Raw genomic sequence first — 25,221 nt, forward strand, 5'->3', positions numbered from 1 at the left:
AGTGTCGCAGGGGCACTCACGTGACCACAGAGGTGAACAGGCCAGATGCGCCCAAGGCCTCAGGAGCGGGGCCGCCGGGTTGTGTCACGGTCTGCCCCCAGCCGCCCGCCAGACCCTGCTCACGCATGAGGGCGCGCATTCTGCGCCGAACTGACCTATCGCTGAACGGCCGCCCGCCAGAACGGGCGCACCCCCCACCTCGGTTCAGCCCGCGCAGGAGACCCCGACTTCAGCTGAAGAAGTGTGAGGTCGTCGGCGAGGCGGCGAGCGGGGACGACTCCACCCAAAGGCGAACAGCTGGCAGTTGGCGGCTGGAAGGTCAGGGCGACCCGGTGACGTCCCGTCATGTTCCTTTTGCCCGAGAGGGGTCGATGCCTTCCAGCCGCACCCTGCTGCTGCCCGTCATGCCCGACGCCCTCGACACTCCGCGACCCCCTGCTGAGCCGGGCGGTTCAGCAGGGCATGGTCACCCAGCGGTGGACCGTCCAGTCATAGCGGCCGATCGTGCCGGGGCGGATCGATGTGAACGTCACCCACTCGTCGCCACTTTCCCCGTCGCCGTCGTCGACCGGGTCGTCAAAGGGGCTCGGAGCCCAGGAGGCAAGGATCCGGCCCTCCTCCGCCTCGACCACCCAGCGGGAGATGCGGCGTTGTTCGGGGGAGAGGCGGCGGTGGGCGGCAGTGAAGCGGTGCAGAGCCTCGTACGTGGGCACGGTGTCCTCCGGGCAGCACGAAAAAGGCCCCCGGCGTTGCCGGGGGCGGTGGGTGTCTCGCTCGGGTTGGGGCGTGGCTGGTGGCCCTCGTGTGGGGGAGTGGTGTGTGAGGGTGTGCTGGATACCGCTGGTGGCGCTACTTGGTCTTACTCGGCGTTTTTGAGGTGTGTGGTGCTGGTGTGGTGGTTGCCGCGCAACATTTGCATGGCCTGGCCGGTGTCCGCCCTGTGGGTGTGATGCCGCTCATTCAACCGCCTGCCAATGACATCGGCGGCCTTCGGACCGGGGGCGGAGATCGCCTGTCGAACAGAAGGCGATCTCCGCCGGGGCTCTCCCGGACATGATCAGCGGTACTTCTGAACAGCCCACGCCTCAGAGCAGCAGCAGAACCGCCGCCGCCCACACCGCCACGATGACGACGATCACTGGGCCGAGGGGCATGCCCTGCTCGGACGGGCCCGCCACCTGATCCGGGCGCAGCTCGGGGTGGTGGAGCAGGGCCTGCACCTCCTCGGCCGCCTTCAGTGCCGCGGAGGTTCGGCCCAGCTTGTTCTGGAGCCAGAAGAAGCCCACGGATGTCAGCTGGACGTCCTTGTCCCCCGAGACACTGATCGCGATGGTGTCGGAGCTGTGGCGGGCACCGGTGACGGAGTTCCAGGGGATGTGCCGTACCCGCCAGGGGCCGGCCACCCAGACACCGTCCCGGTCGGCGGTCAGCCGCCAGTTCAGCGCCGTGGCGATCGAGCTGATCAGCATGGGCAGGACGAGCACCGCCAGGAGTGACTTCCACGACAGTCCATCGCTGAGGACTGCCCATGCGCCGCCGCCCTGCATGAGCAGCAGGAACAGGCCGAGTCCGCGTGACGCCCCGTCGGCGGACCAGGTCAGCGGCGCGGCCGACGGCAGCATCTCCGCCGCGATCGCCGCCACGGGACGGCGGTGACGGCGGTTACCGTCCCGGCCGTGGCCGGGGACCTGGTCACGGCTCCGGGCGAGCCGGGAGGGGAGCAGTCCCTGTCCCACGGGCCGTACGGGGGTCACACTCCGCTCGACCTCCACCTCGACCTCGCCGTCGGGTTCCAGGGGCTGTTCGGGGGCGAGGAAGGCGACCTCGGCGCCCTGGTACAGGGAGCCGTACAACAACGCCTCCCGCAGTGGGGACTTGTCGGCGCAGCCCTTCAGGATGGCCTCGATGGCCTCTTCCTCGCGCCGTAGCCGTTCCGCCACGACGTGGTCGTCCTCGGCGTCGGCTCCGTCCGGGGCGGAGGAGTCGGCAGTGTCCTCAGGTTCTTCGAGATCTTCAGGGGCGTTCTCGCTCGCGTGCAGCGAGTGGAAGGAGAGCAGCGGCCGTGCCGCCTCGGTGTCGTCGGCCCCGTACACCCAGGTGCGTCCGTCCTCGCCCTCCTGGAGCAGGACCTTCAGCACCGGCAGGGGACTGCGGTCGAGGACACGGGAACGACGGCGTCCGTTTACTCCGTTGGCGAGGAACCCCGCGCCCGCGACCGAGCCCGCCAGCAGGACGAGCTCCCACCCGAAGATGTCGTACGGCTCGCTCACCAGGCGGATCCAGTCGCCGTCGACGACCAGCTCGACCTGGGTGCCCACCGGATAGTCCTCGGGGAAGACCGTCTCCACCGTGTACCGCCGGTTGTCGTCCGACATGGCCACCAGCGGCGATGTGTCCTCGTCCTCGATGTCGACCTGGACGACCCGGGCGCTCACCCGGGTGCTCCGGTCTGCCCGCTCCTCATAGGCGTCGATCTCCCCATGGGCCTCCCACAGCGCGTAGGCCGACACCGTGAACAGGAGTCCAGCCATGATCAACGACACACGACCGCGGGCGAACCGGCCCGCGGACTCGGGCAGCGGATGCCGCTGCGGTCCCGCCGCCTCCTCCGAGAGTGCCCGCTGACGACGGCGGGCGCCGAGCCGGTGCGTCAGGGTCAGGGCGACGAATCCGGCGGCGGCCACGAACCCGGACTCGCCCATGCCGGTCGCCGTGCCGGGGTCCGCCAGAGCGGTCAGGCTGGCGGCCGCCAGCACCACCACCCCGGCCAGCGCGGGAACCGGCTGCCGCCAGATCCAGTACAGACACAGCAGCAGCAGACCGATCTGGGCCAGTCCCAGCCAGTCGGCACCGCACGGCTGGCCCGTGCTGCAGGGCGTCTCGGACACCGACACCATCGCCCAGATCGCCCCTCCCGCGAGCGCGAGCGCCGCGAACAGGGGATGGGCCCACCTCCCCGGCATCGCCTCCGACCATGTTCGGGCGTCGGCGGACCGCCACGCTACGGTCCCGGCGGGTATGTGCTCGGGTGGAAGGGGAAGGGCTCGCTCGCTCACGCCCGCATTATCGACCAGGAGGGGGTCGGGTTCATGGGCGGGTCGGCCAGACCCAACAGGAGATCCCCAGAGCCAAGCCCTGGACGCCCTCCGCCGACGCCGGCGGTGACGTACGGGGAGCATCCCGGCATCCGGTGCCCCGCGGTGACCATGCTGTGCACCCGCCTCGCACCGTGCCGGCGATGTCGTGCACTCGCTCGGGTGCGCACGATGCACCGAACCGAGCGCACCCGGTGCACGCGCCCACGATGCCGAGCACTCTCCACGCCCGTACGATGCCCACGAGAGGGCACTCCGCCCCCGGCTCCGTATTTGGGGATGCCGTGCACTCGCGCATCACGGTGGACACCGCCGGGGGAGTGCACGGACATCGTGTTCACCGGCCGGGGATGTGGATGCCATGGTGGTGTCCACCGGGGCCCCGGCGTCCATCCGGTGCGCGGCACGCGGCAGGGACACCGCCAGCTGACACGGGCATCCGCGCGATCGTGGCGACCGGCGAGCACGGCGAGAGCGAGGCCGCCCTGCGGCACGTGCGCCGACACTTCTGCCCGGGCTCGCACAGCCCGAAAACTCCCCACAGAAGGAAGCCACGGCACCGGCCCCCTCGTATCGGCTCTGCTGAGCTTGACGTTTATCCAGTTCGCCCGGTCTGGTGCGGACGTTGTGGTGTGTGGGACGGGTGTGGGGTTCGCCCGCGGCGAGGACGCGTCGTAGTGGATGGCGGGTCGCCGGTCCTTTGAGGCGGGGGCCCCGGGTCGGGGCGGTTTCGGTGCGAGGGTCGGCCTGGTGATCGGGGCGTGTGGTGTTTTCGGACGGGTGGGTGGTATGCGGGTGCGTTCAGGCCATTGGGTTCGGGTCTTCGGTACCTCCGGGCATGGGGGCTCGTTGCGGGTTCGCGGTGGAACGGCGGTTTCGTGCTGTTCGGTGCAGTGTGTCGATCCGGGTCGTGTGAGAGGGAGCGTGTGATGCGAGCAGGCGTGTGGGCGTGTGTCGTGGCTGTGACGGGGACGTTGACAGGGGCGGGTCCCGCCGTCGCGGCGGAGTCGCAATGGTTCTGCGGGGAGAGCAACTGGACGACCGTGACCGTGAGCGCGGGATCCGCGGAGGTGCGGACCCAGGGATGTCTGGCGGTGTCCGAGGGGACCGTCACGGCGTTGCTGGTGAGCGAGTGCAAGGCCAAGGACTGGCTGGGGTACTGGCCTCGGACCACCTGCAACGCCTGGAACCTGAGCTACAAGCTGACCGACCCCACGGGGGCCGAGTACAAGGGCTGGATGCGGAACAACTCCGGCCGGTTCTTCGACACCTACAGCACCAGCACCCACCCGTGCGTCGTGGGCGAGTGGACCTACGACCAAGCCTCCATGCACGACGTCCCCTCCGTCGTCAACGGCCTCGGCACGGGGTTCAGGAAGACCATCGAGGTGACCGACTGCGGCGAGTGAGAACCCTGCGGGACACCTGCGGGACAGGCGCCAGCCGCGCAGGACGGAGCCGCGGCCGCGACCGCATCGTCTGCGGCACACACCGGCCACGACCACCACGGCGACCGGGCGCCGGCGGATCCGCCGCACGCTGTCGACCACCCCGGCCGGGACACTGCCCTCACCCCGGCACAGCGGTCCGCCGCCGTCCACGCCCACCAGCAGGCGGCGATGCCGCAGGAGTACGCGGAGGGGCGGACGACCGACCCCGGGACGTGGGTGACCACCCCGGAACGCCTCGCCTTCCTCGCCAAGCTCGACGCAGACGCAGACGCAGACGCAGACGCAGACGCAGACGCAGACGCCGAGGCCCGCAGCCGCAGCCGCAGCCGCAGCCTCGCCGACGCGGACGTCGGCCGCCGTGCCCTGGCCGGCGGGGAACTCGTGGGCCAGGCCGCCGAACCGGCGGTGGGCCCGTGCCGCCAGGGGCACGGGCACCCGCAGCAGCCCGGCCACGGGCAGAATCAGGGCCGGGGTGGTGTTCAGCCGTGACGGCCGGGCCCGCCGTGACGGCCGGTACTGCTGCCGGGCGGCCGAGACCGCCGGGCGGGACGGGGGCCGAAGTCACCACGCCGGCTGCCGGGACGCGACCGGCCGCGCACCCCCGCAGCCGTGCCGGCCAGGCGAGGGTGCGGTGGAACCGATCACCCTTGAGTACCGGAGACCCGCATGGCCGATGCGACCCCGCCCCGCGTCACGCCGGAGTACCTGAAACTGCTCGCCGCGGACTTGGACCGGCGGATCGAGCGCCTGGGGGCAGCTCGCCGACGCATCCCGGCTGCGCCGGGCGCTCTACCCGGCGCCGGAACCGCCCCCGGCCCGGCGGCCGCGCCGGTTACCCCGGCAGCACCCCGGCGGACAGCCGCACCCGTGGCGCACCGCACGGAGCCGCCGCCGGAGCTGAGCACCGGACGATGGAACCACCCCGGCGCTCCGGTGGAGTCCACCGGGAGTGGAGTCCACCGTGTTCCGCATCGGATGGGCAGTTCCACCATGATGTGCACCGGTCGGTGGGGGAACACACCGAACCGCGGGCACGGCTCCGACCGCCGCTCTGCCCGGAGCCATCCGTCACCTCGCTGCCTGCCGGCGCCCGCCGTCCCGCCGGTCGCCTCGTTGCCGTGCCCGGCCGGCGCGGTGGCAGCGGTACAGGACGAGGTGGGGCCACTGTGTGATAATCGCGAGCGATTATTCATGCAACGCGCAGGCAGGGGCCGGATCGTCGGTGGGGGGCGCCCTCACACCGGGCCGTGCTTCCCGAGGGAGAGGACCGGCCCCATGGCGGACGGACAGGGGCCGGAGTCGGCGGAGGCCGCCTCGCGGACCGGAGCGTCGGCGGCGGGGACGGCAGGGGAACGGACGTCCCCCGCGAGCACGGTGCAGATCGTGGACCATGCCCTGCTGGTGCTCAAAACGATCGCCGAGGCCGACCGGCCGCGCGGGGTACGTGAGCTGAGCCGGGATCTGGAGATCAGTAAGAGTTCCACTCAGCGGATTCTCGCCTCTCTGGAGCGCGTCGGGCTCGCTGTCATGGACGAGAACTCCCGCAAGTACGTGATCGGCCCGGCCGCGCTCACGCTGGCCTGGCGGCACGCCGCCAACAGCGACCTGGTGAGCGCCGCCTCGGAGGCGACGGCCCGCATCGCCGCCGCGACGGGCGAGACCGCGTGTGTTTCCGCCGTTGTGGACGGGCGCCGGGTGACGGTGTACGAGGTGGAGAGTTCCCAGCCGCTCCGTCTGATCACGGGGGTCGGCCGTCCCTACTCGCTCTTCTCCGGCGCGACGGGCCGGGTGCTGCTGTCGATGCTGCCCGAAGCCCAGCTGGAACACCTGGTGCGCGAGCATGCCTCCACGGTCGGCGCGACCGTCGCGACGGAGATCGCCGACCGGGTGACGGCCGCTCGTGAGCGGGGGTACGCCTTCAGTCGCGGCGAGTGGATCACGGGCGGGTGCGGGGTCGCCGTGCCCATCGCGACACAGGGTACGGTCACCGCGGCGCTGAGCATCTACGGCCCGGAGGCGCGGCTCGCGGACCGGCGCATGGCCGAACTGGTCCCGACCCTCCGGGCGGCGGCGGCCCAGATCGCCATCCGCTGGCGCCAGCCCGCCTGACCCCCGGGCCGCTGCCCCGGCGCCCGGCGCCCCGGTCCCCTGCGATCACCGCGCCGGACCGCATGCCCCGAGCCCTTCCCGTATGTCGCGGCAGTCCCTGCCTGCTGCCGTGTCCTTCCGGGCCCGCCGGCGGGCCGGCTCCCGGCGAACGGCGGCGTCGGGAGCCCTCTCCGGCGTGCCTCTCACTGCGCCGTGACGGCGTGACCTCTTCCGGCGGCCACGCGCCGAACCCCGATGGGCCCGCGCTGCGAACCGCCGTGCCCGCCCGGACCCCGGCGGGCCGGCTGTGCCCGGGGCTGGCGCCCCGTACCATCCCCTGCCCGAAAACCTGACCATTGACCTGGCCGAAACCCGTGGGTACGGTGTCCCAAACAAATCTGGTCCACTGTCCCAGATTGCTTCACGGCGGTGCCGGCCCCGGTCGATCCCAGGGGAAAACGGGACCTTTGTCGCTACACGGGTGACGTTCCACACAACAGAATCCGTGCACCACATCAGTCCCGGTGGACTCCACCACCGCTCGACACTCTCACCTTCCGCATATACGGCCCATTCCAGGAGGAATGCCTCATGATGCTCGGCTGGCGTGCACGAATCGGACAGATCCGACCGGCGACCGCGATCGAAGGAGCAGAGGAGTGGCGCTCGGTCGCGCCCACCGGCGTGGCCTTCGCCGACGCCCGGACCATCGTTCCCCGCGTCGACGCGGAGGGGCTGCGCGAAATGATGGGCCAGGTGCTGGAGGCGTCCCGCCAACTCGCCACCGCGAAGGTCGACCTGATCGTGCAGTGCGGCGCGCCCGGCACCTTCATACCGGGCCTCGGCACCGACGAGAAGGTCACCGACGAGATCAAGGCCGAGACCGGGATTCCCGCGATCACGATGATGCGGGCGACGGTCGACGCCCTGCGCGCCGTGGGCGCCACCTCGGTCGCCGTCGGCAGCATCTACACGGACGAGGTCAACGAGGCGCTGCGCGCGTACCTCACGGCCGTCGGCTTCGAGGTGCCCGTGATGGAGGGGCTCCAGATGACCGACCCCTACGAGGCCAGCGTCCACGACGCGGACAGCGCCTACCGGCTCGGGCGCAGACTGCACAGGGCCGCCCCCGACGCCGACGCGCTGCTGATCTCCTGCGGCACCTACCGGACCTTCGAGATCCTGCCGTACCTCGAAATGGACACTGGACGGCCCGTGGTGACCAGCAACCAGGCATCCCTCTGGAGCGCCCTGCGGACCCTGGGGCTCCGCGACGAGATCCCGCAGCTCGGCCGCCTCGGCCGGCTCACCTGACACCGGTCCGGACGTCCCCGCCCGGCCGGGGACACCGACCCCGCACCCCCACCGTCACACCGCGCCGCACCGCCGGGCTGTCACCCCGCCCGGACCACGCGGCCGATCCGTCAAAAGAGGAAAGAACGTGCTGGTAGACGCATTGCAGTTCGTCAAGCCCGCCCGCGAGCGATTCGAGGAGTGGCACGCCGCCGGGATAGCCGGCGTCCACGCCACCGTCGCGATCTGGGAGGACTCCACCGAGACCATGCGCGAGGTCGGCCGCTGGCAGCGGCTGCTCGCGGAGAACGCCGACCTCCTCCGGGAGGGCCGCTCCGCCGACGACATCCGCGCGGCCGGCAGCGACGGCCGTACCGCCGTCGTCCTCGGATTCCAGAACAGCAGCCCCTTCGAGGACGATCTCGACCTCGTCGGTGCCTTCCATCAGGCCGGGGTGCGCATCGCCCAGCTCACTTACAACACCCAGAACTCCGCGGGCGCGGGCTGCTGGGAGGGCGACGACGCCGGACTCTCCCGCACCTACGGGATCAATCTGATCCGGGAGATGAACCGGGTGGGCATGCTCATCGACGTCTCCCACTGCAATGAGCGCACCTCACTCGAAGCCCTGGAGGCGTCCGAGCGGCCGGTGGCCATCACCCATGCCAACCCCCGGGGATTCGTCGGCGAGAACGTCGAACTCGCCTTCCGCAACAAATCCGACACGGTCCTCAAGAAGGCGGCCGAATCCGGCGGCGTCGTCGGCCTGAGCATGTACCCGCGGATCGCGCCCAGCGGCGTCGACTGCACCGTCGCCCAGTTCTGCGACATGATCGCCTACACCGTCGATCTGATCGGCGTCGAGCACGTCGGGCTCGGCTCCGACTACTACGCCGGACAGGGCGACGAGGAACTCCACTGGTGGCGGCAGGGCCGCTGGAGCCGTAAACCCATGGTGCCCATCTCCGGCCCCGTCGAGTTTCCCGAATGGTTCGCCGCCGGCCGCGGCTACGCCACCGTGCTGGAGCACCTGCGCAAGCGCGGGTTCAGCGAGAGCGAGGTCGAGCTCATCTCCGGCGGCAACTGGCTACGCATGTTCGGCGCCGGCTTCGTGGCCGATTCCCGGAACTGACGGCGCGGAGACGACGGCGTGAGAGCGGAAAGGAAGGGCGGGCATGAACCGGTTTGACGTGGTGATCGTCGGTGGCGGCCACAACGGGCTGGTCACCGCGGCCTATCTGGGCCGGGCGGGACTGCGCGTCGCCGTGGTCGAATCCCGGCGGAGCCTCGGCGGGCCCTGCGGCGGCTATGAGTTCCTGCCCGGCCGCAGCCTCGCCTTCACCAATTCGCCCGGGTCGCTCAACCCGGCCGTGGTCAGCGAACTCCGGCTCGCCGACCACGGTCTGCGGTTCATCCGGGCCGACCCGACCGTCGTCCAGCAGTTCGACGGCCGGTGCTTCCTCGGCTGGCGCGACCCCGCCCGGGTCGACCAGCAGCTCGACGCCTTCGCACCGGGCGAGGCCGGCCGCTACCGAGGGCTGATCAGCTCCCTCGAACGGCTCGGCGCGAGCCTCGGGGTCCTGCTCGACGGCCCTCCGCCCGCCCTGGCCGAACTCGGGGATCGGCTGACCGACCCGGCGGAGCGCAAGCTCTTCACCGCCGTCTTCGAGGGCAGCCTCACCGGGCTGCTCGACCAACACCTCCGCTCGGACCAGGCCAAGGCCCTGCTCGCCCTGCTGGCACTGAACGCCCAGCTCGTACCGCCCTCGACACCCGGCAGCGCCGTCGGACTGATGATGCGCCCCTTCGCCCTCGCCGCGGCAGGCGCGCCACACTCCGGCGACGCCGCCGAGCGGGTAGCGCTCCGCGGCTCCACCGGACTGCCGGTCGGGTCGATGAGCGCGATCGTGGACGCGCTGGCGGACTGCTGCCGCGCCCACGGCGTCACCCTGCGCACCGGCTCCCCGGTGGCGCGGATCCTGCACGGCGGCGGCGGGGTCCGGGGCGTCGTCACCGCGACTGGCGAGGAGTTCACCGCCGACCGGGTGGTGTCGGCGGTCAACCCCGTCCACCTCTTCCGCGATCTGCTGGACGACGCGGCCATGGGCCCCGAGATCCGCGCGGAGGTCGCGGGCACGGCGATGCGCGGATCGGCGTTCAAAGTCGTCCTGGAGGTCGACTCGCTGCCCGCCTACGCGGGGCTCCCCGACGACGCCGACCCCGACCGGGTGCGGGCATGCCAGTTTCGCGTGGGCTCCTCGCTCGGACAGATCGAGGAGTCGATCACCCGGGCACTGACGGGCCGCGCCGGCGAGCGGCCCCTGATGTGGGGGCTGATACCGACCCTCACCTCACCCGGACTCACCCCGGGGGGCACCCATCTCATCAGCGTCAACGCCTGGCACGCCCCCTACCGTCCGCACGACGGCCCCTGGGACGCCGAGCGCACGGACCGTTTCGGCCGCCGGTGCGTCGAGGAACTCTCCCGGCTGATGCCGGGACTCGCCGACCGCGTCATCGACCACCGGTTCATGAATCCGGTGGAGATCGAGAGCGAACTGGGCCTGCCGGAGAGCAACATCACCCACGGGGACATGCTGCCCGGCAATCTCTTCGGGGCCCGCCCGCACTCCTCCGTCGCCGCATACCGCACCCCGCTCACGGGCTTCTACATCAGCGGGGCCGGGACCTGGCCGGGCGGCTACATCACCGGAACACCAGGCAGGAACACGGCCGGAGCGGTTCTCCACGACCTTCACCACGAGCAAAGGCGACAAGCATGAGGCTTTCGCGCCGCAGTGGGCCCGAGCGCCCACGAACCGGACGACTGAGCCGCACAGTGAGTGGCATGGCCGTCGCGGGCGTCCTGCTCAGCGGCTGCAGCGCCAATCCGTCCTTCGGACGCGACGCGCAGACCCTGATCATCGGCGCCGAGGGAGAGATCCCCACCCTGGACCCGCACCGCGCCTCCGGCACCCCGGTGCTCCGGGTCATCGACGCCCTCTTCGATCCGCTGATCCGCGAGAACCTCGGCAAGGAGACGGCCCAGGCCCCCGAACTCCGCCCCGGGCTCGCCACGTCCTGGGAAGCCTCCCCGGACGCCCGGACATACACCCTCGAACTCCGCGAGGGCGTCGCCTTCACCGACGGCACACCCTTCGACGCCGCCGCCGTCAAGGCCAACTTCGACCGGATCATGGACGAGAAGTCCGCCTTCCACGACCCGACCGCCGCCGGCAACATGAAGTTCCTGACCCGCTGGATCGAGAAGGTCGAGATCCGCGGACCTCACACCGTCACCCTCGGACTCACCGAACCGTACGCCGGTCTGCCCCGGGTGCTCACCGACCGCCGCATGTCGATCATCAGCCCCAAGGCGCTCCGCGCCCACAAGCCCGACGACATCGGCCTCCATCCCGTCGGCACCGGCCCCTTCACCCAGCAGTCCGCCGATCGCGGCAAGCGCATCACGCTGAAGCGGAACCCGCACTACTGGGGCGGCGCGGCCAGGACCCCCGCCATCATTGTGGAGTCGGTCACCGACCCCACCACGCTCGCCATCGCCGCCCAGACCGGCGAGGTGGACGCGATCCTCAGCGCCGGGGCCCAGCAGGTCCGGCAGCTCGCCGACGGCGGCACCATGACCGTGCAGTACCCCGAACCCGCCAACCAGTACTTCCTGCGCCTCAACACCCGGATCGCCCCCACTGACAACGCCGTCTTCCGGCAGGCACTCAACCACGCCGTCGACCGCCGGGCGATCGCCACCCTCACCGGCAAGCAGGTCGCCCCCTCCACCGGACCGCTGCCCCGGGGCAACGAGGCATACCGGGAGAATCCCGGAGCCGTCGCCGACACCTACGACCCCGAACGGGCCCGTCGGCTCATCCGCGAGAGCGGGGTGCCCACCCCCGTACGGCTGCGGATCCTCGCACCCGACAGCGGCCCCGGCTTCTCCCAGGCCACCGAGATCATGTCGCTCATCCAGCAGGACCTCAAAGCGGTCGGCGTCCGGCTGGACACGCAGTACATGGAGTTCGCCTCACTCGTCGCCGAGGAGGGAAACGGCTACAACGACACCACCCACGGCTCCTTCAACGGCTGGACCACCGGAGCCGACGCCGCCGACTTCCTGGAGCGGATGTTCAGCGGAGAACTGCATCCCCCCAACGGCGTCAACCGCGGCTGGTACCGCAACCGGGACGTCGACAGCCTCTTCGACCGCGCCCGCGGCGAACCCGACGCGGACCGCCGTACCGCGCTCTACCGCGAAGCCGCCGACGCCATCACGGCCGACGCGCCCTGGGTCTTCCTCTACCAGGACCGGCTGCCCCGCCTGCTGAGCCGCACGGTGGACGGAGTCGTGCCCGCCGCGTCCGTCTACATCGACTACACCACCATCCGCCGCCGGTGAGGAGATCACAGCCATGAAGGCCACAGCGGCACCACCCCGCCCCGCCGCCGTGCGGGCCGCGACCCCCCGGCGGCGCATCCGCCTCCGCCCGCCGGCGGGCTCCGGCAACACCACCGTCCTCATCGGCGGCGCCATCGTCGCCGTCACGATCCTGATCGCGCTCCTCGCGCCGCTGATCGCCCCGGACGACCCCCTCGCCACCAACCCCTCGTCCATCGGGCTCGGCCTCCTCAGCGACGGCCACCTGCTCGGTACCGACGAGGTGGGCCGCGACATACTCAGCAGGCTGATGCACGGAACCAGGCTAGCTCTGCTGGTCGCCGTGGTGCCGACGCTGGCGGCGCTCGTCATCGGCGGCTGCATCGGACTGCTCTCCGGCTACGCCGGCGGCTGGCTCGACAGCACACTGATGCGGATCTTCGACGTGATGTTCTCCTTCCCCGGCATCCTGCTCGCCCTCGGCATCGGCGTCGCCCTCGGCCCCGGCATCACCTCCATGGTCATCGCGATGGTGGTGGTCACCGTCCCCGAATTCGGACGGATCGTCCGGGGCAACGTCATCGCCCTGCGCCAGGAACAGTACGTGGAGGCCGCAGGCGCCCTCGGCTACGGCCATCTGCGCATCGCGTTCCGCCACATCACCCCGAACCTGCTCGGCGGCGTGGCCGTCTTCGCTACCCTCCAGACCGGCCGCAACGTCATCCTCAGCTCAAGTCTCGCCTTCCTCGGCCTGGGCGCCCAGCCGCCCACCCCCGACTGGGGCCAGATGCTCAGCGGCGGACGCGCACTGCTGGTGACCGCACCCCACGTCGCCACCATTCCCGGCCTCGCGATCGTCGTGCTCGCCGTCGGATTCAACCTGCTCGGCGACGGCATCCGGGACCGCCTCGACCCGCGCAGCCGCACGTCCCGGGCCGCGCGCGGAGGCCCACGCCCCCTGTGGACCCGGTGGAGCCGGTCATGAACAGCCCTGGAGAACCGCCATGCTGACCTTCACCCTGCGCCGCGCGCTGCACATGCTCCCGGTTATTCTCGGGGTGACCATCGCCACCTTCGGCCTCGGCCAGATCATCCCCGGCGACCAGGCGAGCGCCCTGCTCGGCCCCACCTCCTCGGAGGAGGACCGGCAGGCGCTCCGCGAGGACCTCGGCCTGGACGAACCCGCCCTCTCCCGCTACTTCACCTATCTCGGCAACCTCCTCAGCGGCGATCTCGGCCGCTCGCTCTCCTTCGGCCGACCGGTCTCCGAAGTCCTCTCCGACCGGCTGCTCAACACCCTGCTGCTGTCGGGCACCGCGATCGCCGTCGCGGCGGTCGCGGGCGTCGCCATCGGCACCTGGGCCGCGCAGAAACCCGGCTCGGCCCGGGACCGCGGCCTCACCATCGGCGTCCTGTTCTTCAACTCCGTGCCGTCGTTCTGGTTCGGACTGGTGCTCATCGTCGTCTTCTCGCTGCAACTGCGGATCCTCCCCGCCACCGGGATGACCTCCATCGGCGGCGGCGGAGCCCTCGACATCGCCGCCCACATGGTGCTGCCCGTCATCACCCTCGCCGCTTGGTCACTGGCGGTCATCGCCCGTATGACCCGCTCATCGGTGCTGGAAGTGATCGGCAACGACTACGTCCGCACCGCCCGCTCACGCGGCGTCGGAGAGTTCCGGGTCATCGTCCGCCATGTGCTCCCCAACGCCCTGCCGTCCGTCATCACGGTGATCGGCCTGCAAGCGGGCTTCCTGCTCAGCGGCGCGGTGCTCACCGAGACGGTGTTCTCCTGGCCGGGCATCGGCCTCGCCCTCCACCAGGCCATCTCGGCCCGGGACATCCCCCTCGTACAGGGCGGGATCCTCGTGATCGCCATCGCGTTCGTGCTGATCAACTTCCTGGTCGACGTGATCCAGGCGTACTTCAACCCGAAGATCAAACTGGCCTAGGCCGTCTCCTCGAAGCCCCGTCCGTCCGCCATCCCCGGCACGTCCGCCTTCCCCGGCGGTGGTGCCCCCGCGCGGAGCCGAAGGGGGAGTACCCCCCCGCACCGGACCCCGCCGGACCCGTTCCCCGGGCCTGACGGCCCAGGGGACGGACGACGCCACTTCGAAGACACTCCGCACCGGGAGGACTCACCGTGACCGTACTGGAAGTCGAACACCTCAGGGTCGCCCACCGCGGCCACAACCAGGCCGGCACCCCCCTGGAGACCGTGCGCGACGTCTCCTTCAGCGTCGCCGCCGGCGAATCCCTCGGCGTCGTCGGCGAGTCGGGCTGCGGCAAGAGCCAGACCATGCTGGCCGTCCTGCGCATGCTCGCCCCCACCGGAGCCGAGATCACCGGCCGGGTGCACTTCGACGGCAAGGACCTGACGGCGCTCACCCCTCGGCAGATGCGCGCCGTCCGGGGCTCGGGCATCGGGCTCGTCTCCCAGGACGCGCTCTCCGCACTCAACCCCGCCATGACCATCGGCGCGCAGATGGCCGAACCCCTCATCCACTACGACGGATTCAGCCGCCGCGACGCCGCCGCGCGGTGCGCCGAACTCCTCGATCTCGTCGGCCTCCCCGGCGCCCGCGAACGGCTCCGCAGCCACCCCCACGAACTCTCCGGCGGCATGCGCCAGCGCGTCCTGATCGCCATGGCCATCAGCCGCGAACCCCAGGTCCTGATCGCCGACGAACCCACCACCGCCCTCGACGTCACCATCCAGTCCCAGGTGCTCCAGCTCATCGACCGGCTCCGCAAGGACCTCCGGATGGCCCTGATCCTCATCACCCACGACCTCGGGGTCGTCGCCGGCGTCACCGACCGGATCGCCGTGATGTACGCGGGCCGGATCGTGGAGACGGCCCCCACCACCGCGCTCTTCGACCACCCCGCCCACCCCTACACCCGTGCCCTGATGGACTCGATCCCCCGGATGGACCGTCCGCGGGTCGAGTATCTGCCCGCCATCCCCGGCTTCCCGCCCGACCCCGCCGCGCCGCCGCCCGGCTGCGCCTTCCGGCCCCGCTGCCCCGCCGCCCGCGCGGAGTGCGAGGACTCCGTCCCCGGACTCCTCCCCCTCACCTCCGCCGTCCCCGGACACGCTGTCCGCTGTCCCTTCACCGCACCGGTCCCCGCCGGTGCGGACCACCGAGGAGAGCGCTCATGAACGCCGCCGGCGCGTCGCCGCCCGCCACCCCCGGACCACCCGGCACCCACACCGACAGCGATGCCGTCACCGTGGCCGATCTGCGGGTCCACTTCCCCATCCGCACCGGCGTGCTCCGCCGGGTCACCGGCACCGCACACGCCGTGGACGGGGTCTCCTTCACAGTGCCCGCCCGCAGCATCGTCACCATCGTCGGCGAGAGCGGCAGCGGGAAGACCACCACCGGACGCGCCTTGGTCGGCCTCTCGCCCATCGCCTCCGGCAGGGTCAGCGTCCACGGCCGGGCCCTGGAGGAGATCCGCCGCGAAGGCTCGCTGCCCCGGCTCGCACAGATCGTCCACCAGGACCCCTACGCCAGCCTCAACCCGCGGATGACCATCCGGGCGATGATCCGAGAGGTCATCTCCGTGCACCGGACGACACCTCGGGAGAAGGCGGGGGAGCGGGTCGCGGAACTCCTCGCCCAGGTCGGCCTCCGAACCGAGCTGGCCGACCGCTATCCCCATGAACTCTCCGGCGGCCAGCGCCAGCGCGCGGCCATCGCCCGCGCCCTCGCGGTCGAGCCCCGCTTCATCGTCTGCGACGAGATCGTCTCCGCGCTCGACGTCAGCATCCAGGGCCAGATCGTCAATCTCCTCAAGGACCTCCGCCGCGACCAGGACGTCAGCTTCCTCTTCATCTCCCACGACATGAGCGTGGTACGGCACATCTCCGACCACGTCATCGTGATGTACGGCGGCCTGATCATGGAGAGCGGCCCCTGCGACGAGGTGTTCTCCGCGCCGCGCCATCCCTACACCCACGCGCTGCTGGCGGCCGTGCCCGTGCCCGACCCCCGGGCCCCCGGCCGCCCCGGCGAGGTCCGCACCCGCGCCGAACCCCCGGACCCGGCCGATCCGCTGCCCGGATGCCGCTTCCAGCGCTCCTGCCCGTTCGCCACCGAGGTCTGCCGAGAGGGCCCGCCACCCCCGACCACCGCCGCCGGGGCGGCCGGACACACCCTGGCCTGCCACCACGCCGGCACACCCGGCGTACGAGCCGCACTGTCCCCGAAGAACCCGCCCCCCACGAACCCCTCCACGGAGGCCCCGGCCACAGAAGGCCCGTCCCCGTCACCGGAAAGGACCACCGCTCCATGACCACCCCCGACACCGCGCCGCCCATCGAGGACTACACCTCCCACACGGGCGGGGCCCGGCGCGCACCCGCGGGCGCGACGGTGCCGCTGACCGACCCCGCGACCGGGGAGATCTGGGCCCGGGCCCACCAGGACCCGGACGCCGTGGACGCCGCCGTGGACGCCGCCCGCGCCGCCTTCCTCGCCCCTTCCTGGGGCGCACTCCCCGCCCACGCCCGCGCAGATCTGCTCCACCGCCTCGGCGACGTGCTGGTCGCGCACACCGAGGAACTCGCGGCACTGGAGACCCGGGCGAACGGCAAGCCCCTCACGGCCACCCGGGGCGAAGTCGGCGCCCTGGCCCGCTGGTACCGCTACTTCGCCGCCGTGGCGGAGACCATGGAGGACATCTCCCGCCCGCTCAGCGCCACCGCGAGCGCGCTCATCACCCGGGAACCACTGGGCGTGGTCGCCGCACTCACCCCCTTCAACGGCGCACTCTCACTCGGCTCCTGGAAACTCGCCCCCGCGCTGGCCGCGGGCAACACCGTGATCCTCAAACCGCCGCCGCAGGCCCCCGCCTCCTCGGTGCGCCTCGCCGAACTGGCCCTGGAGGCGGGGTTCCCGCCGGGAGTGATCAGCGTCGTCATCGGCGGCGCCGACGAGGGCCGCCGCCTCACCGACCACCCCGGCATCGCCATGGTCACCTTCACCGGCAGCACCGCCGTCGCCCGTACGCTCGGGGCACGCGCGGCCGGGCGGATGAAGCGCTACGTCTGTGAGGCGGGCGGCAAGTCCGCACACATCGTCTTCGCCGACGGCGACCTCGACGCCGCCGTCGTCGCGGCCCGGCAGGGCGCCTTCGCCGCGGCCGGCCAGACCTGTGTGGCGGGCTCCCGGGTCTTGGTCCAGCGCGAGGTGTACGAGGACTTCCTCCGCCGGTACGGGGAGGCGGTCGGACGGCTGCGCGTCGGCGACCCCCGCGACCCGCGCACTCACGTCGGGCCGGTCGCCTCCGCGGCGGCCCTGGCACGGATCGAGGGATACGTGGACGACGCCCTCGCGAAGGGCGCCCGGGCCGTCACCGGCGGACGGCGGGCCACCGTGGCCGCGCCCGCCGACGCGGGCTTCTGGTACGAACCGACCGTGCTGGCCGACGCCCCGCCCGGCCTCGCCGTCTGCCGGGAGGAGATCTTCGGACCGGTGGTCACCGTGCACCCCTTCGACACCGAGGACGAGGCGGTCACCCTCGCCAACTCCGTCGAGTACGGCCTGGCCGCAGGTTTCTGGACCCGCGACGTGGCCCGTGCGCACCGGGTGGCACGGCGGCTGGAGGCGGGGGTGGTCTGGGTGAACACCTACCGGCTGCTGCACTGGAGCGTGCCGTTCGGCGGCTACAAGCAGTCCGGTCTGGGACGGGAGAACGGAGTCGAGGCCGTCGCCGAATTCCTCCAGACCAAGTCCGTCGTCACCGAGCACGGAACCCCGGCCGACCCGTTCGGCGACTGACCGCCCACCGCCCACCGCCCACCGCCCACCGCCCACCGCCCGGCGGACACCACCCCTCGTATGCCTCGGGATTCTCCCGACCTCCCAGGAACAGGACCCCCTCCCATGGAATTTCTCGTCAACATCCGGATCACCTGGCCCGATGCCATGGACCCCGGGCTCAAGGCGGCGGTCTCCGAGGAGGAACGCCGCCGCGCCGCCGAACTCGCCGCGTCCGGAAATCTGGTCCGTATGTGGCGGGTGCCAGGCCGGACCGAGAACTGGGGACTGTGGCGGGCGGCCGACCCCACTGAACTCCACACCATCATCTCCGCGCTGCCGGTCTGGCCCTGGATGGACGTCACGGTCCACTCACTGGCCGACCACCCGGTCGACCCGGGACCGGCGGTCTGACGGGCCGCTCAGTGGGACGCACCCCGCTGGGTGTCCTGCTCACCACCTGCGGCGCACTCGCCCGGCCTTTCGCTCATCACCTGTTTCAGGAGGTGATGGTGCCGGCCGGGTCGGGTGGCTGTCCGGGTACGCGCCGGCCATGGGCGAGTTGCCGGTGGTGAGGAGATCACGAATCGCGGCCAGATAGCTGTCGCGGTCGACGGCGCTGGCGCCGTTCACGTCGAGGGCGGTGAACGCGGCGTCCGCGCCGTCGGAGCTGTTCCCGGTGGCGGCGCGCAGCCGGGTGAACTCGTCGCGGGTCAGCAGCCCTCGCCGTCGAGGTCGGCGAGGTCGGCGAGGTCGAAAAGGGAACCGAGAGCGGGCCGGCAGGACTCGTCGAAGGTGACGGCCCCGTCAGCATTCGCGTCCATCCGCCGGAACACCTCCTGGTGGGCCGCCCGGGCGACGCCGACGAGAGGATGGTGCGGGTCACGACCGGCGCCGGCGGATCCGCCTCACGCCGTCGACCACCCCGGCCGGGACACCGCTCTCACTCCCGCTCAGCGGGCCGCCGCCGAGACCCACGCCCACCAGCAGGCATCGACTGTGGCGGTGCTGACCGGGGCCGGGTTCGGTACGCCGCTGTCGTGGCAGACCGAGATCGCCCACCGCCTTCCGTACGGGTACACCCAGTACGCCGACCTGATACTGCATGCCCCGGACGCGGACGTGCCCGCGATGCTGCTGGAGATCGACCGGGTCACCGAGCCCGTCGACGACCTGGTGGCCAAGGTCCGCCGCTACACCGAGTGGTTCGAGCTCCTGGCGCCAAAGGCTGATCCGGATGACAGCTTCCCCGGGGTACAGGCAGACCGGGGTCGGCACAAGGAGGATGCGCATAGGTTCAGAACAGCCGATGTACCGGTTTCAGCGCGATGTCACGCGGCCGGCAGGACCTTCGAGCCTTCTGGACGTGACAGGGGTGAACCTTCTGGCTCAAGCTGCTGGGATACGCCGCCGAACCCGGCCGTCACTTCGGCCACGGTTGCCAACTCCCGGGCGCGATGGACACCTTCCCGACCCAACACAGGCCGTCGGCTGCCTTGCGCATCATCCTGCCGGAACTACAGCGGATTGGAACTGAGTACAGTAATACCTTCCTACCCGATTCCCGGGACACGCTGGTTCAGCCGGCGCTGAATCGAGCGGCAGACCCGTAACGGCCCGGAGGCTGAGCACCACGCGAGGGCGCCCTTCAGCGGTGGGTCGCCTGGCCGGTATCTGATCTGACGGAAGGACATGAGATGCGTTTCGGAGTCTTCATGGCACCGTTTCACACTGCTCGGGGACAGAACCCCCTCACTGCTTTCGCACGGGACTTGGCCACCCTTCAGCAACTCGACGAGCTCGGCTACGACGAAGCCTGGATCGGCGAACACCACTCTGGCGGATCGGAGTTGATCGCCAGCCCAGAGATCTTCATCGCGCACGTCGCAGCCCAGACCAAACACATCAAGCTGGGGACCGGCGTGCTCTCTCTGCCGTATCACAACCCACTGTGGGTGGCGGACCGCGCGATCCTGCTCGATCACCTCACCCGGGGCCGATTCATGCTCGGCCTCGGCCCCGGCTCCCTCCCGACGGACGCGACGATGATCGGCATCGACCCGGTCTCACAGAGGTCCGCGCTGGAAGAGGACACCGACGTCCTCATCCAGTTGCTCACCCAGGATGAACCCGTTACCAAGAAGACCGCCCGCTACAACCTCGTCGAAGCCAGATGTCAGTTACGCCCGTACACCACACCCTGCTTCGAAGTCGGCATCGCGGCGATCGCCTCGCCGTCCGGCCCACGGATCGCAGGCAAGCACGGGTTGGCGCTGCTGTCCATCGGCGCGACCATGACCGGCGACCTGGACATGCTCGCCGCGCACTGGAGCGTGATGGAAGAACGAGCCCATCAGTTCGACACCATTATTGAACGCGCCGCATGGCGACTGGTCGGACCGATGCACATCGCCGAAACGAAAGAACAGGCCTACAAGGACGTCGCGTACGGACTCGATGACTGGTGCCGCTATCTGCAGTATGAAGCTGCGGTACCGCACTTCGAGCCCGGCGGCTCGACGCTGAAGGAACGCATCGACTGGATCAACGAATCCGGTGTTGGCGTAATCGGCACACCGGACGACGCGATCCGGCACATCCGCTTGCTGCAAGAGCAGTCCCACGGCTTCGGCTGCTACCTCATGATGGCGCACGAATGGGCGAGGGCAGACGCCACCCGTCAGCACTTCGAACTGTTCGCGCAGCAGGTCGCCCCGCACTTTCAAGGCAGTCTCGAACGTCTCGACGCCGCACGAGCCCTCGCGGTCAGGCGCAGGGAGGCACTGTACAGCCGCATGGGCGACGCGCTTGACGAGGCGAAGACCCGACATGCTGCCGAGCAGGCGGTCAGGGCTGACGGTCTGCAGCGACCCGGCCCCGACTTCGGCGAACGCACCTCGGAGACACCTGAGCCCTGACGGTCCGCGAGAACAGAACTCCGGTGACGGCTGTTGGCCCGGCCCGGTGGTCGCTCCGCCCGGGTTGCCGAACTGGCTCCGGCTCGCCCCTATCCGGGGTCATTCTCCCTGCCGTGAACCCGCCCGCCACCGCCAGGACGCGCCTCGCGTACCGCGGCGCCAGGGCCGGTTCCTCCACCGGAGTCTGACCGTGCGTCCCACCAGGGAGCCCCCCCCCATGAACCATCGGCACGGACGGTTCGGCCGGGTGAGGGGCTGGGACCCGCGCCTTCGGCCGCCCGCCCCAGCCGATCGGATCCGCGATGACCGGGCGACCCTCAGCAGGGCCGGGGCACCCAAGTGCGGCTGCCGCGGTCGTAGTGGGAGGCAGAGCCGGGGAGGATCGCGTCCAGCGACAGCCACTCACCCGATTCGTCGAGAAGGTCTTGCTCGGCGGGCGGGTTCAGGTCCATCGGGCCGAGGGCCCAGTCCAGGAGGACCAGGCTGTCGGTGACCTCGGTCACCCAGCCGAGAAACTCGCGGCCGTCATGCAGGGTGAAGCCGACCCGGTCGCATCGCTCGCAGCGTTTGACGAGGTATTCCTGGAGGGAGAGCGGATCCGGCATGCCCGCAGCATAGGTGGACCGCCTCGCAGGAGGACAGGCAGGGGACGCAGGACACAGAGCACAAGGCACACAGCGCAGGGCATGAGAACGGGAGTTGGCGGGCGTGTATCTGGGCATCAGGCCACGGCTCCCCTCACGGTGCCGCCCTGATCACACCGGGCCTCGCCGACTACAAGGTGATTGGGCCAGAGATCTGCGGATGGCTCCGGAAGTCGCCGGGGAGAACATCGGCCCAATCTGCAGGCTGGCCGTGGACGGCCGCTCAGTCACCTGCTCTGGCCCGCAGAGCCCGCGCAGGTGCTCAGACTGGGCTGCTGCCCATGCGCACGATGCCTGGTCGGCACTCGGCCTCTTGTGCCCGCCCACACCTCTCGTGCTGCCCGTCGGCCCGCGTCCTCGGTGTATGTGTCCGTGCTCACCGCGTCGCCCTCCCCGCCCGCGCTGTGGTGGTCCACCGCATGCCTAGCTTGTCCAGCTCCGCCCGGCGTTCCGCGTTGAGCTTGTCGGCGCGTTTGCGGACGTTGTCGAGCCACATCCCCAGCTTCACCTCCACAACGCCCTCAGTACCGTTCTGAGCACCCCGCAGCCCTTCACCGGGCCCTACATGCTCTACGTGCTTCCTCGGGACACCGAGGTGCCCCTCACGGGTGTGGAACTGCTGTGCCGCCCGCAGGTTGAGGGTCCACTTGTCGTCCTGAGTCCGGCGTTTCACCGGCCGCTCGTCCTCACCCGCCGGTTCGAGCCCGAGCGCGTTCTCCAGCAGCCATTGCTGCGCCGGCTGCAGCGCGTCCCATCCGTACCGGCAGCCCTGGACCCACCGGCCGAGGTCTTCGCCCTGGACGACGACCTCCCCGGCCTCCAGGGGCACGGTGCCGCCGTTGGCCAGGTGGTTCTGGGCGAGGCGCAGGCACCGCTGCCATCCCGCGTCCCACACCGGCGACCACCCCGGGTCGATCTCGTCCAACGCGGCCCGCCGCTCCGCCGACAGCCCGCCCGTCTGCGTGCCCTCCGGCAGTCCGGCCTCCAGCTGTTCAGCGCGCGCGTCCGCGAGCCGGGCCGCGGTCCGAAGATTCTTGGCCCAGGTCCCGACCGGGTACCCGTCCCAGACGGCAGTGGCCGGCGGGAGGAGGTGCCCGTGCTCGGCGGCCCAGTGGCGGGCGGCGGTGAGTCCTTCCTCGAAGGCGTGGTCCTGGTGCGACCAGACCACCCCGAGCTTCTCCAGCTCCCGAACACGTTCCGAGGCGAGGGTCCCGGCCCGGTAGTCGGTCCGCTGATTCCGCAGCCACGTCCCCAGCGGAAACCCGTCCGGCGTCCAGTCCTCAGGGGTGACGTAGTCGTACGGCACCCGCAGCACACCATCCTTCGCGACCTCCTTCACATACCGCACGGCCGCCGCGAGACCGCTGCGCCAGTAGTCGGTCTCCGGGTGCAGCACCCGCAGCGCGACGAACCGGGCCACCTCGGCCGGATCACGCGGTGTCGAGAACTTCAGGAGCCCCTGTGCGGGCGCGCTCGGGCCCTTCGCCGCCCCCGGCTCCTCCAGGCCCTCCGCCTCACGGTCGTCCTCGCTCTCCCCGGGCTCCCAACTCCCGCTGCGGACGCGAGGGTCGGCGAGCGCCTCGATCACGTCCGTGTCGTGTGCCCGGAGCGCTCCGAGGACCTTCGCGAGGGTCTCCGCCCCCCTGGAGGTCAGCATGTCGTCCGGACTTTCACCTGGTGCGAGGAATACCGGCACCACCAGCGATGCCACTTTCCCCTCACCGGGCTGCATACGGAGAGCACGCCCCACCATTTGCACAATGTCCACCATCGAGCCCCGCGCGTCACAAAAAGCGACGGAATCGCAGTGCTTGGTGTCGACGCCCTCGCCCAGCACCTTCACGGAAGAGATCACTTTCAGCATGGCGGGGTGTATCACCATTCCGCCTTTACCGTCCGGGACCGTGATCACATCGGATGCGAAGTCGTCCAGGGTCACCTTCCGGCGGCCCGGCTTGTGCTCGCCGTACAGCCACGACGCCCACACCCGCTCCGGGGCGTGGTACCGCTTCGGATCCTGCGCGTGCAGGCGCGCCGCAACAGCGGGAATACCCTCGGACATCGCCTCCGCCTCCGCGACCCGGGAGTGGAAGGCCAAGGTCTTCCGCAGGTTCTCGTCCGCAGCCGCCGTGACCAGTCCGGCCTGGAGCGCCGCGAGCCGGGCCCCGCGTACCAGGTCCGACCCCCGGTCGCCGCCGGCCTGCGCGGCGTGCAGCTCGGGGTCGGAGATGTCCACGCAGATCACCTGGTACGGAGCCACCAACCCTCTACTGATCGCCTGGGCGAGCGTCAGCTTCCACGCCACCGGCCCGAACATCGGAGAGTTCGGGTCCATGCTCGCGATCAGCCGCGGCACCTCCCGACCGCCCTTCCTCGCATCCTCGGCGGCCTCCCATACCCGAGCCGTCGCGGTCATGTACAGCCGCCGCACGGCAGGGATCTTCGCCTGGTCGTGCACGGCCCCCCACGACTTCTCGGCATCCCCGGAGGTGCGGTGCGCCTCGTCCGCCACGATCAGGTCGAACGCACCCATCCCGAGCTTGTGCGCGCCCTGGACCGCCATGGACGCGGTGGCGTACGTCGAGAACACCGTCACCATGTCCTCACCGTCCCCCACCCACGACAAGAGCTCCGCCGCATCAGTGGTGCACGGCATCCCACTGGACGCCGCCACTCGTGACTCACACGCACCGACCATCGCCCCAGCCCGTCCAGCTCTGCGCCACTCGGCGGCCATCTGGGCCAGCAGATCCACCGTCGGCACCAGGACCAGCACCCGCCGTGCGTGGAGCCGTTGGGCGACCACGGCAGCGATGCGGGTCTTGCCCGACGCGGTCGCCGCGATCACCTGGCACCGCAGCCCCTCCGGCGGCACCGGGGAGCCGGCCGGGAGCTGGAGATAGCGGAGTACCGCATCAATCGCCTCGATCTGATGCGGGCGAAGCCCGTCATTCGACATCCGATGGCCCTTTCCGAGTAACGTACGGTGCATGTTTCCAACAGGATTTTCCGGCCCGAATCAATCAGCAGCGATGGTAGTCAAAGAGGAATCCATCAGCGATTCACCGGTGCCATTCGGTCATTCATGGGAGTGCCATTCCGGTGAATGAGTGACGGAGTGACGCAGATTCTTTTGGCGACTGGGTCAGGGATGGGTATCTGTGTTGTGGGACTAAGTTAGCGGATGCTCAATGGTGACGCGCACTGGAGGGATCAGCCCGTATCCGTCCTCGCTCAGGTCCGGTTTCACCCGCCCCTTTATCCGCTCCTGAGAGCTAGCCGTCTGACTCCACGTAACTCCCCGGAGTGGGGTCCGTGTTGTGGGACCAAGCCAGCGCTCCCCCCTTTGACGCAAGGAATCCGACACCACCTCCACCCGTTGCCAGCGCCTTTCGGGGCGCGCGGAGCGTGCCCTGCATTCCGGTCGCGGAGCGATCCAGAATCCATTCACACGGCGAAGCCGAGTGAATGGCGCTGGGCCACGGAGTGGACCGGCAACCCGTATCGCGAAGCGATACGGGAAAGAGCCGCGTAGCGGCTCCGCGTCGTGTCTGCGGAGCAGACCGCGCGC

At 70.7% G+C, this 25,221-nt stretch carries 18 protein-coding genes; 13 read left to right on the top strand and 5 right to left on the bottom strand.

What is annotated here, in order from left to right; genetic code table 11:
- Window positions 1-452 precede the first annotated feature (452 nt).
- Entirely contained in the window at window positions 453-713 is a 261-nt protein-coding gene (locus tag IE247_RS30720) for a hypothetical protein (RefSeq protein WP_190126604.1), read from the bottom strand.
- A gap of 372 nt (window positions 714-1,085) precedes the next feature.
- Window positions 1,086-2,963 (bottom strand): hypothetical protein, encoded by a 1,878-nt coding sequence (locus IE247_RS30725; RefSeq protein WP_229869457.1) that lies wholly within the window; start codon window positions 2,961-2,963, stop codon window positions 1,086-1,088.
- A 1,181-nt stretch (window positions 2,964-4,144) separates the two neighbouring features.
- Between IE247_RS30725 and IE247_RS30730 the strand changes: the two genes are divergently transcribed.
- The 12 genes from IE247_RS30730 (at window position 4,145) to IE247_RS30785 (ending at window position 18,502) form a co-directional block, all read left to right on the top strand.
- Window positions 4,145-4,504, top strand: a complete 360-nt coding sequence (locus tag IE247_RS30730; RefSeq protein WP_190126606.1) for a hypothetical protein — start codon at window positions 4,145-4,147, stop codon at window positions 4,502-4,504.
- Between the two features lie 1,317 nt (window positions 4,505-5,821).
- Window positions 5,822-6,655 carry an IclR family transcriptional regulator gene (locus tag IE247_RS30735; RefSeq protein ID WP_190126607.1) on the top strand — a complete coding sequence of 278 codons (834 nt, stop codon included), beginning with the start codon at window positions 5,822-5,824 and terminating at the stop codon, window positions 6,653-6,655.
- A gap of 570 nt (window positions 6,656-7,225) precedes the next feature.
- On the top strand, window positions 7,226-7,948 hold the full coding sequence (locus IE247_RS30740; RefSeq protein WP_190126608.1) for a maleate cis-trans isomerase family protein: 723 nt from the start codon (window positions 7,226-7,228) through the stop codon (window positions 7,946-7,948).
- A 127-nt stretch (window positions 7,949-8,075) separates the two neighbouring features.
- Entirely contained in the window at window positions 8,076-9,059 is a 984-nt protein-coding gene (locus tag IE247_RS30745) for a dipeptidase (protein ID WP_190126609.1), read from the top strand.
- Window positions 9,060-9,102: 43 nt separating this feature from the next.
- Window positions 9,103-10,710 (top strand): phytoene desaturase family protein, encoded by a 1,608-nt coding sequence (locus IE247_RS30750; protein ID WP_190126610.1) that lies wholly within the window; start codon window positions 9,103-9,105, stop codon window positions 10,708-10,710.
- A complete protein-coding gene (locus IE247_RS30755) occupies window positions 10,707-12,341 on the top strand; it encodes an ABC transporter substrate-binding protein (RefSeq protein ID WP_190126611.1) in 1,635 nt (544 codons plus the stop codon). Before IE247_RS30750 ends, IE247_RS30755 begins: the two co-directional genes overlap by 4 nt.
- A 13-nt stretch (window positions 12,342-12,354) precedes the next feature.
- A complete protein-coding gene (locus tag IE247_RS30760; RefSeq protein WP_190126612.1) occupies window positions 12,355-13,305 on the top strand; it encodes an ABC transporter permease in 951 nt (316 codons plus the stop codon).
- 19 nt (window positions 13,306-13,324) lie between these two features.
- Window positions 13,325-14,272 carry an ABC transporter permease gene (locus tag IE247_RS30765; protein WP_190126613.1) on the top strand — a complete coding sequence of 316 codons (948 nt, stop codon included), beginning with the start codon at window positions 13,325-13,327 and terminating at the stop codon, window positions 14,270-14,272.
- Between the two features lie 191 nt (window positions 14,273-14,463).
- Complete coding sequence (locus tag IE247_RS30770; protein ID WP_190126614.1) at window positions 14,464-15,483, top strand: ABC transporter ATP-binding protein; 1,020 nt, start codon at window positions 14,464-14,466, stop codon at window positions 15,481-15,483.
- Window positions 15,480-16,622: an ABC transporter ATP-binding protein gene (locus IE247_RS30775; protein WP_190126615.1), complete on the top strand. Its 1,143-nt coding sequence runs from the start codon at window positions 15,480-15,482 to the stop codon at window positions 16,620-16,622. The genes IE247_RS30770 and IE247_RS30775 overlap by 4 nt, the downstream gene beginning before the upstream one ends.
- Window positions 16,619-18,109, top strand: coding sequence for an aldehyde dehydrogenase family protein (locus tag IE247_RS30780; RefSeq protein ID WP_190126616.1), 1,491 nt, complete (start codon window positions 16,619-16,621; stop codon window positions 18,107-18,109). Before IE247_RS30775 ends, IE247_RS30780 begins: the two co-directional genes overlap by 4 nt.
- A 105-nt stretch (window positions 18,110-18,214) precedes the next feature.
- Window positions 18,215-18,502, top strand: a complete 288-nt coding sequence (locus IE247_RS30785; protein ID WP_190126617.1) for a muconolactone Delta-isomerase — start codon at window positions 18,215-18,217, stop codon at window positions 18,500-18,502.
- 468 nt (window positions 18,503-18,970) lie between these two features.
- Here the strand turns inward: IE247_RS30785 and IE247_RS30790 are convergent, their stop codons facing one another.
- Window positions 18,971-19,381, bottom strand: a complete 411-nt coding sequence (locus IE247_RS30790; RefSeq protein WP_190126618.1) for a hypothetical protein — start codon at window positions 19,379-19,381, stop codon at window positions 18,971-18,973.
- 404 nt (window positions 19,382-19,785) lie between these two features.
- Between IE247_RS30790 and IE247_RS30795 the strand changes: the two genes are divergently transcribed.
- On the top strand, window positions 19,786-21,006 hold the full coding sequence (locus IE247_RS30795; protein ID WP_190126619.1) for an LLM class flavin-dependent oxidoreductase: 1,221 nt from the start codon (window positions 19,786-19,788) through the stop codon (window positions 21,004-21,006).
- Window positions 21,007-21,323: 317 nt separating this feature from the next.
- Here IE247_RS30795 and IE247_RS30800 read toward each other — a convergent pair whose 3' ends face one another.
- Window positions 21,324-21,611, bottom strand: coding sequence for a hypothetical protein (locus IE247_RS30800; RefSeq protein WP_190126620.1), 288 nt, complete (start codon window positions 21,609-21,611; stop codon window positions 21,324-21,326).
- A 415-nt stretch (window positions 21,612-22,026) separates the two neighbouring features.
- Window positions 22,027-24,609 (bottom strand): DEAD/DEAH box helicase, encoded by a 2,583-nt coding sequence (locus IE247_RS30805; RefSeq protein WP_190126621.1) that lies wholly within the window; start codon window positions 24,607-24,609, stop codon window positions 22,027-22,029.
- Window positions 24,610-25,221: the final 612 nt, after the last annotated feature.

It is taken from the genome of Streptomyces inusitatus (genome assembly GCF_014651115.1).
Taxonomy (GTDB): Bacteria; Actinomycetota; Actinomycetes; order Streptomycetales; family Streptomycetaceae; genus Streptomyces; species Streptomyces amakusaensis.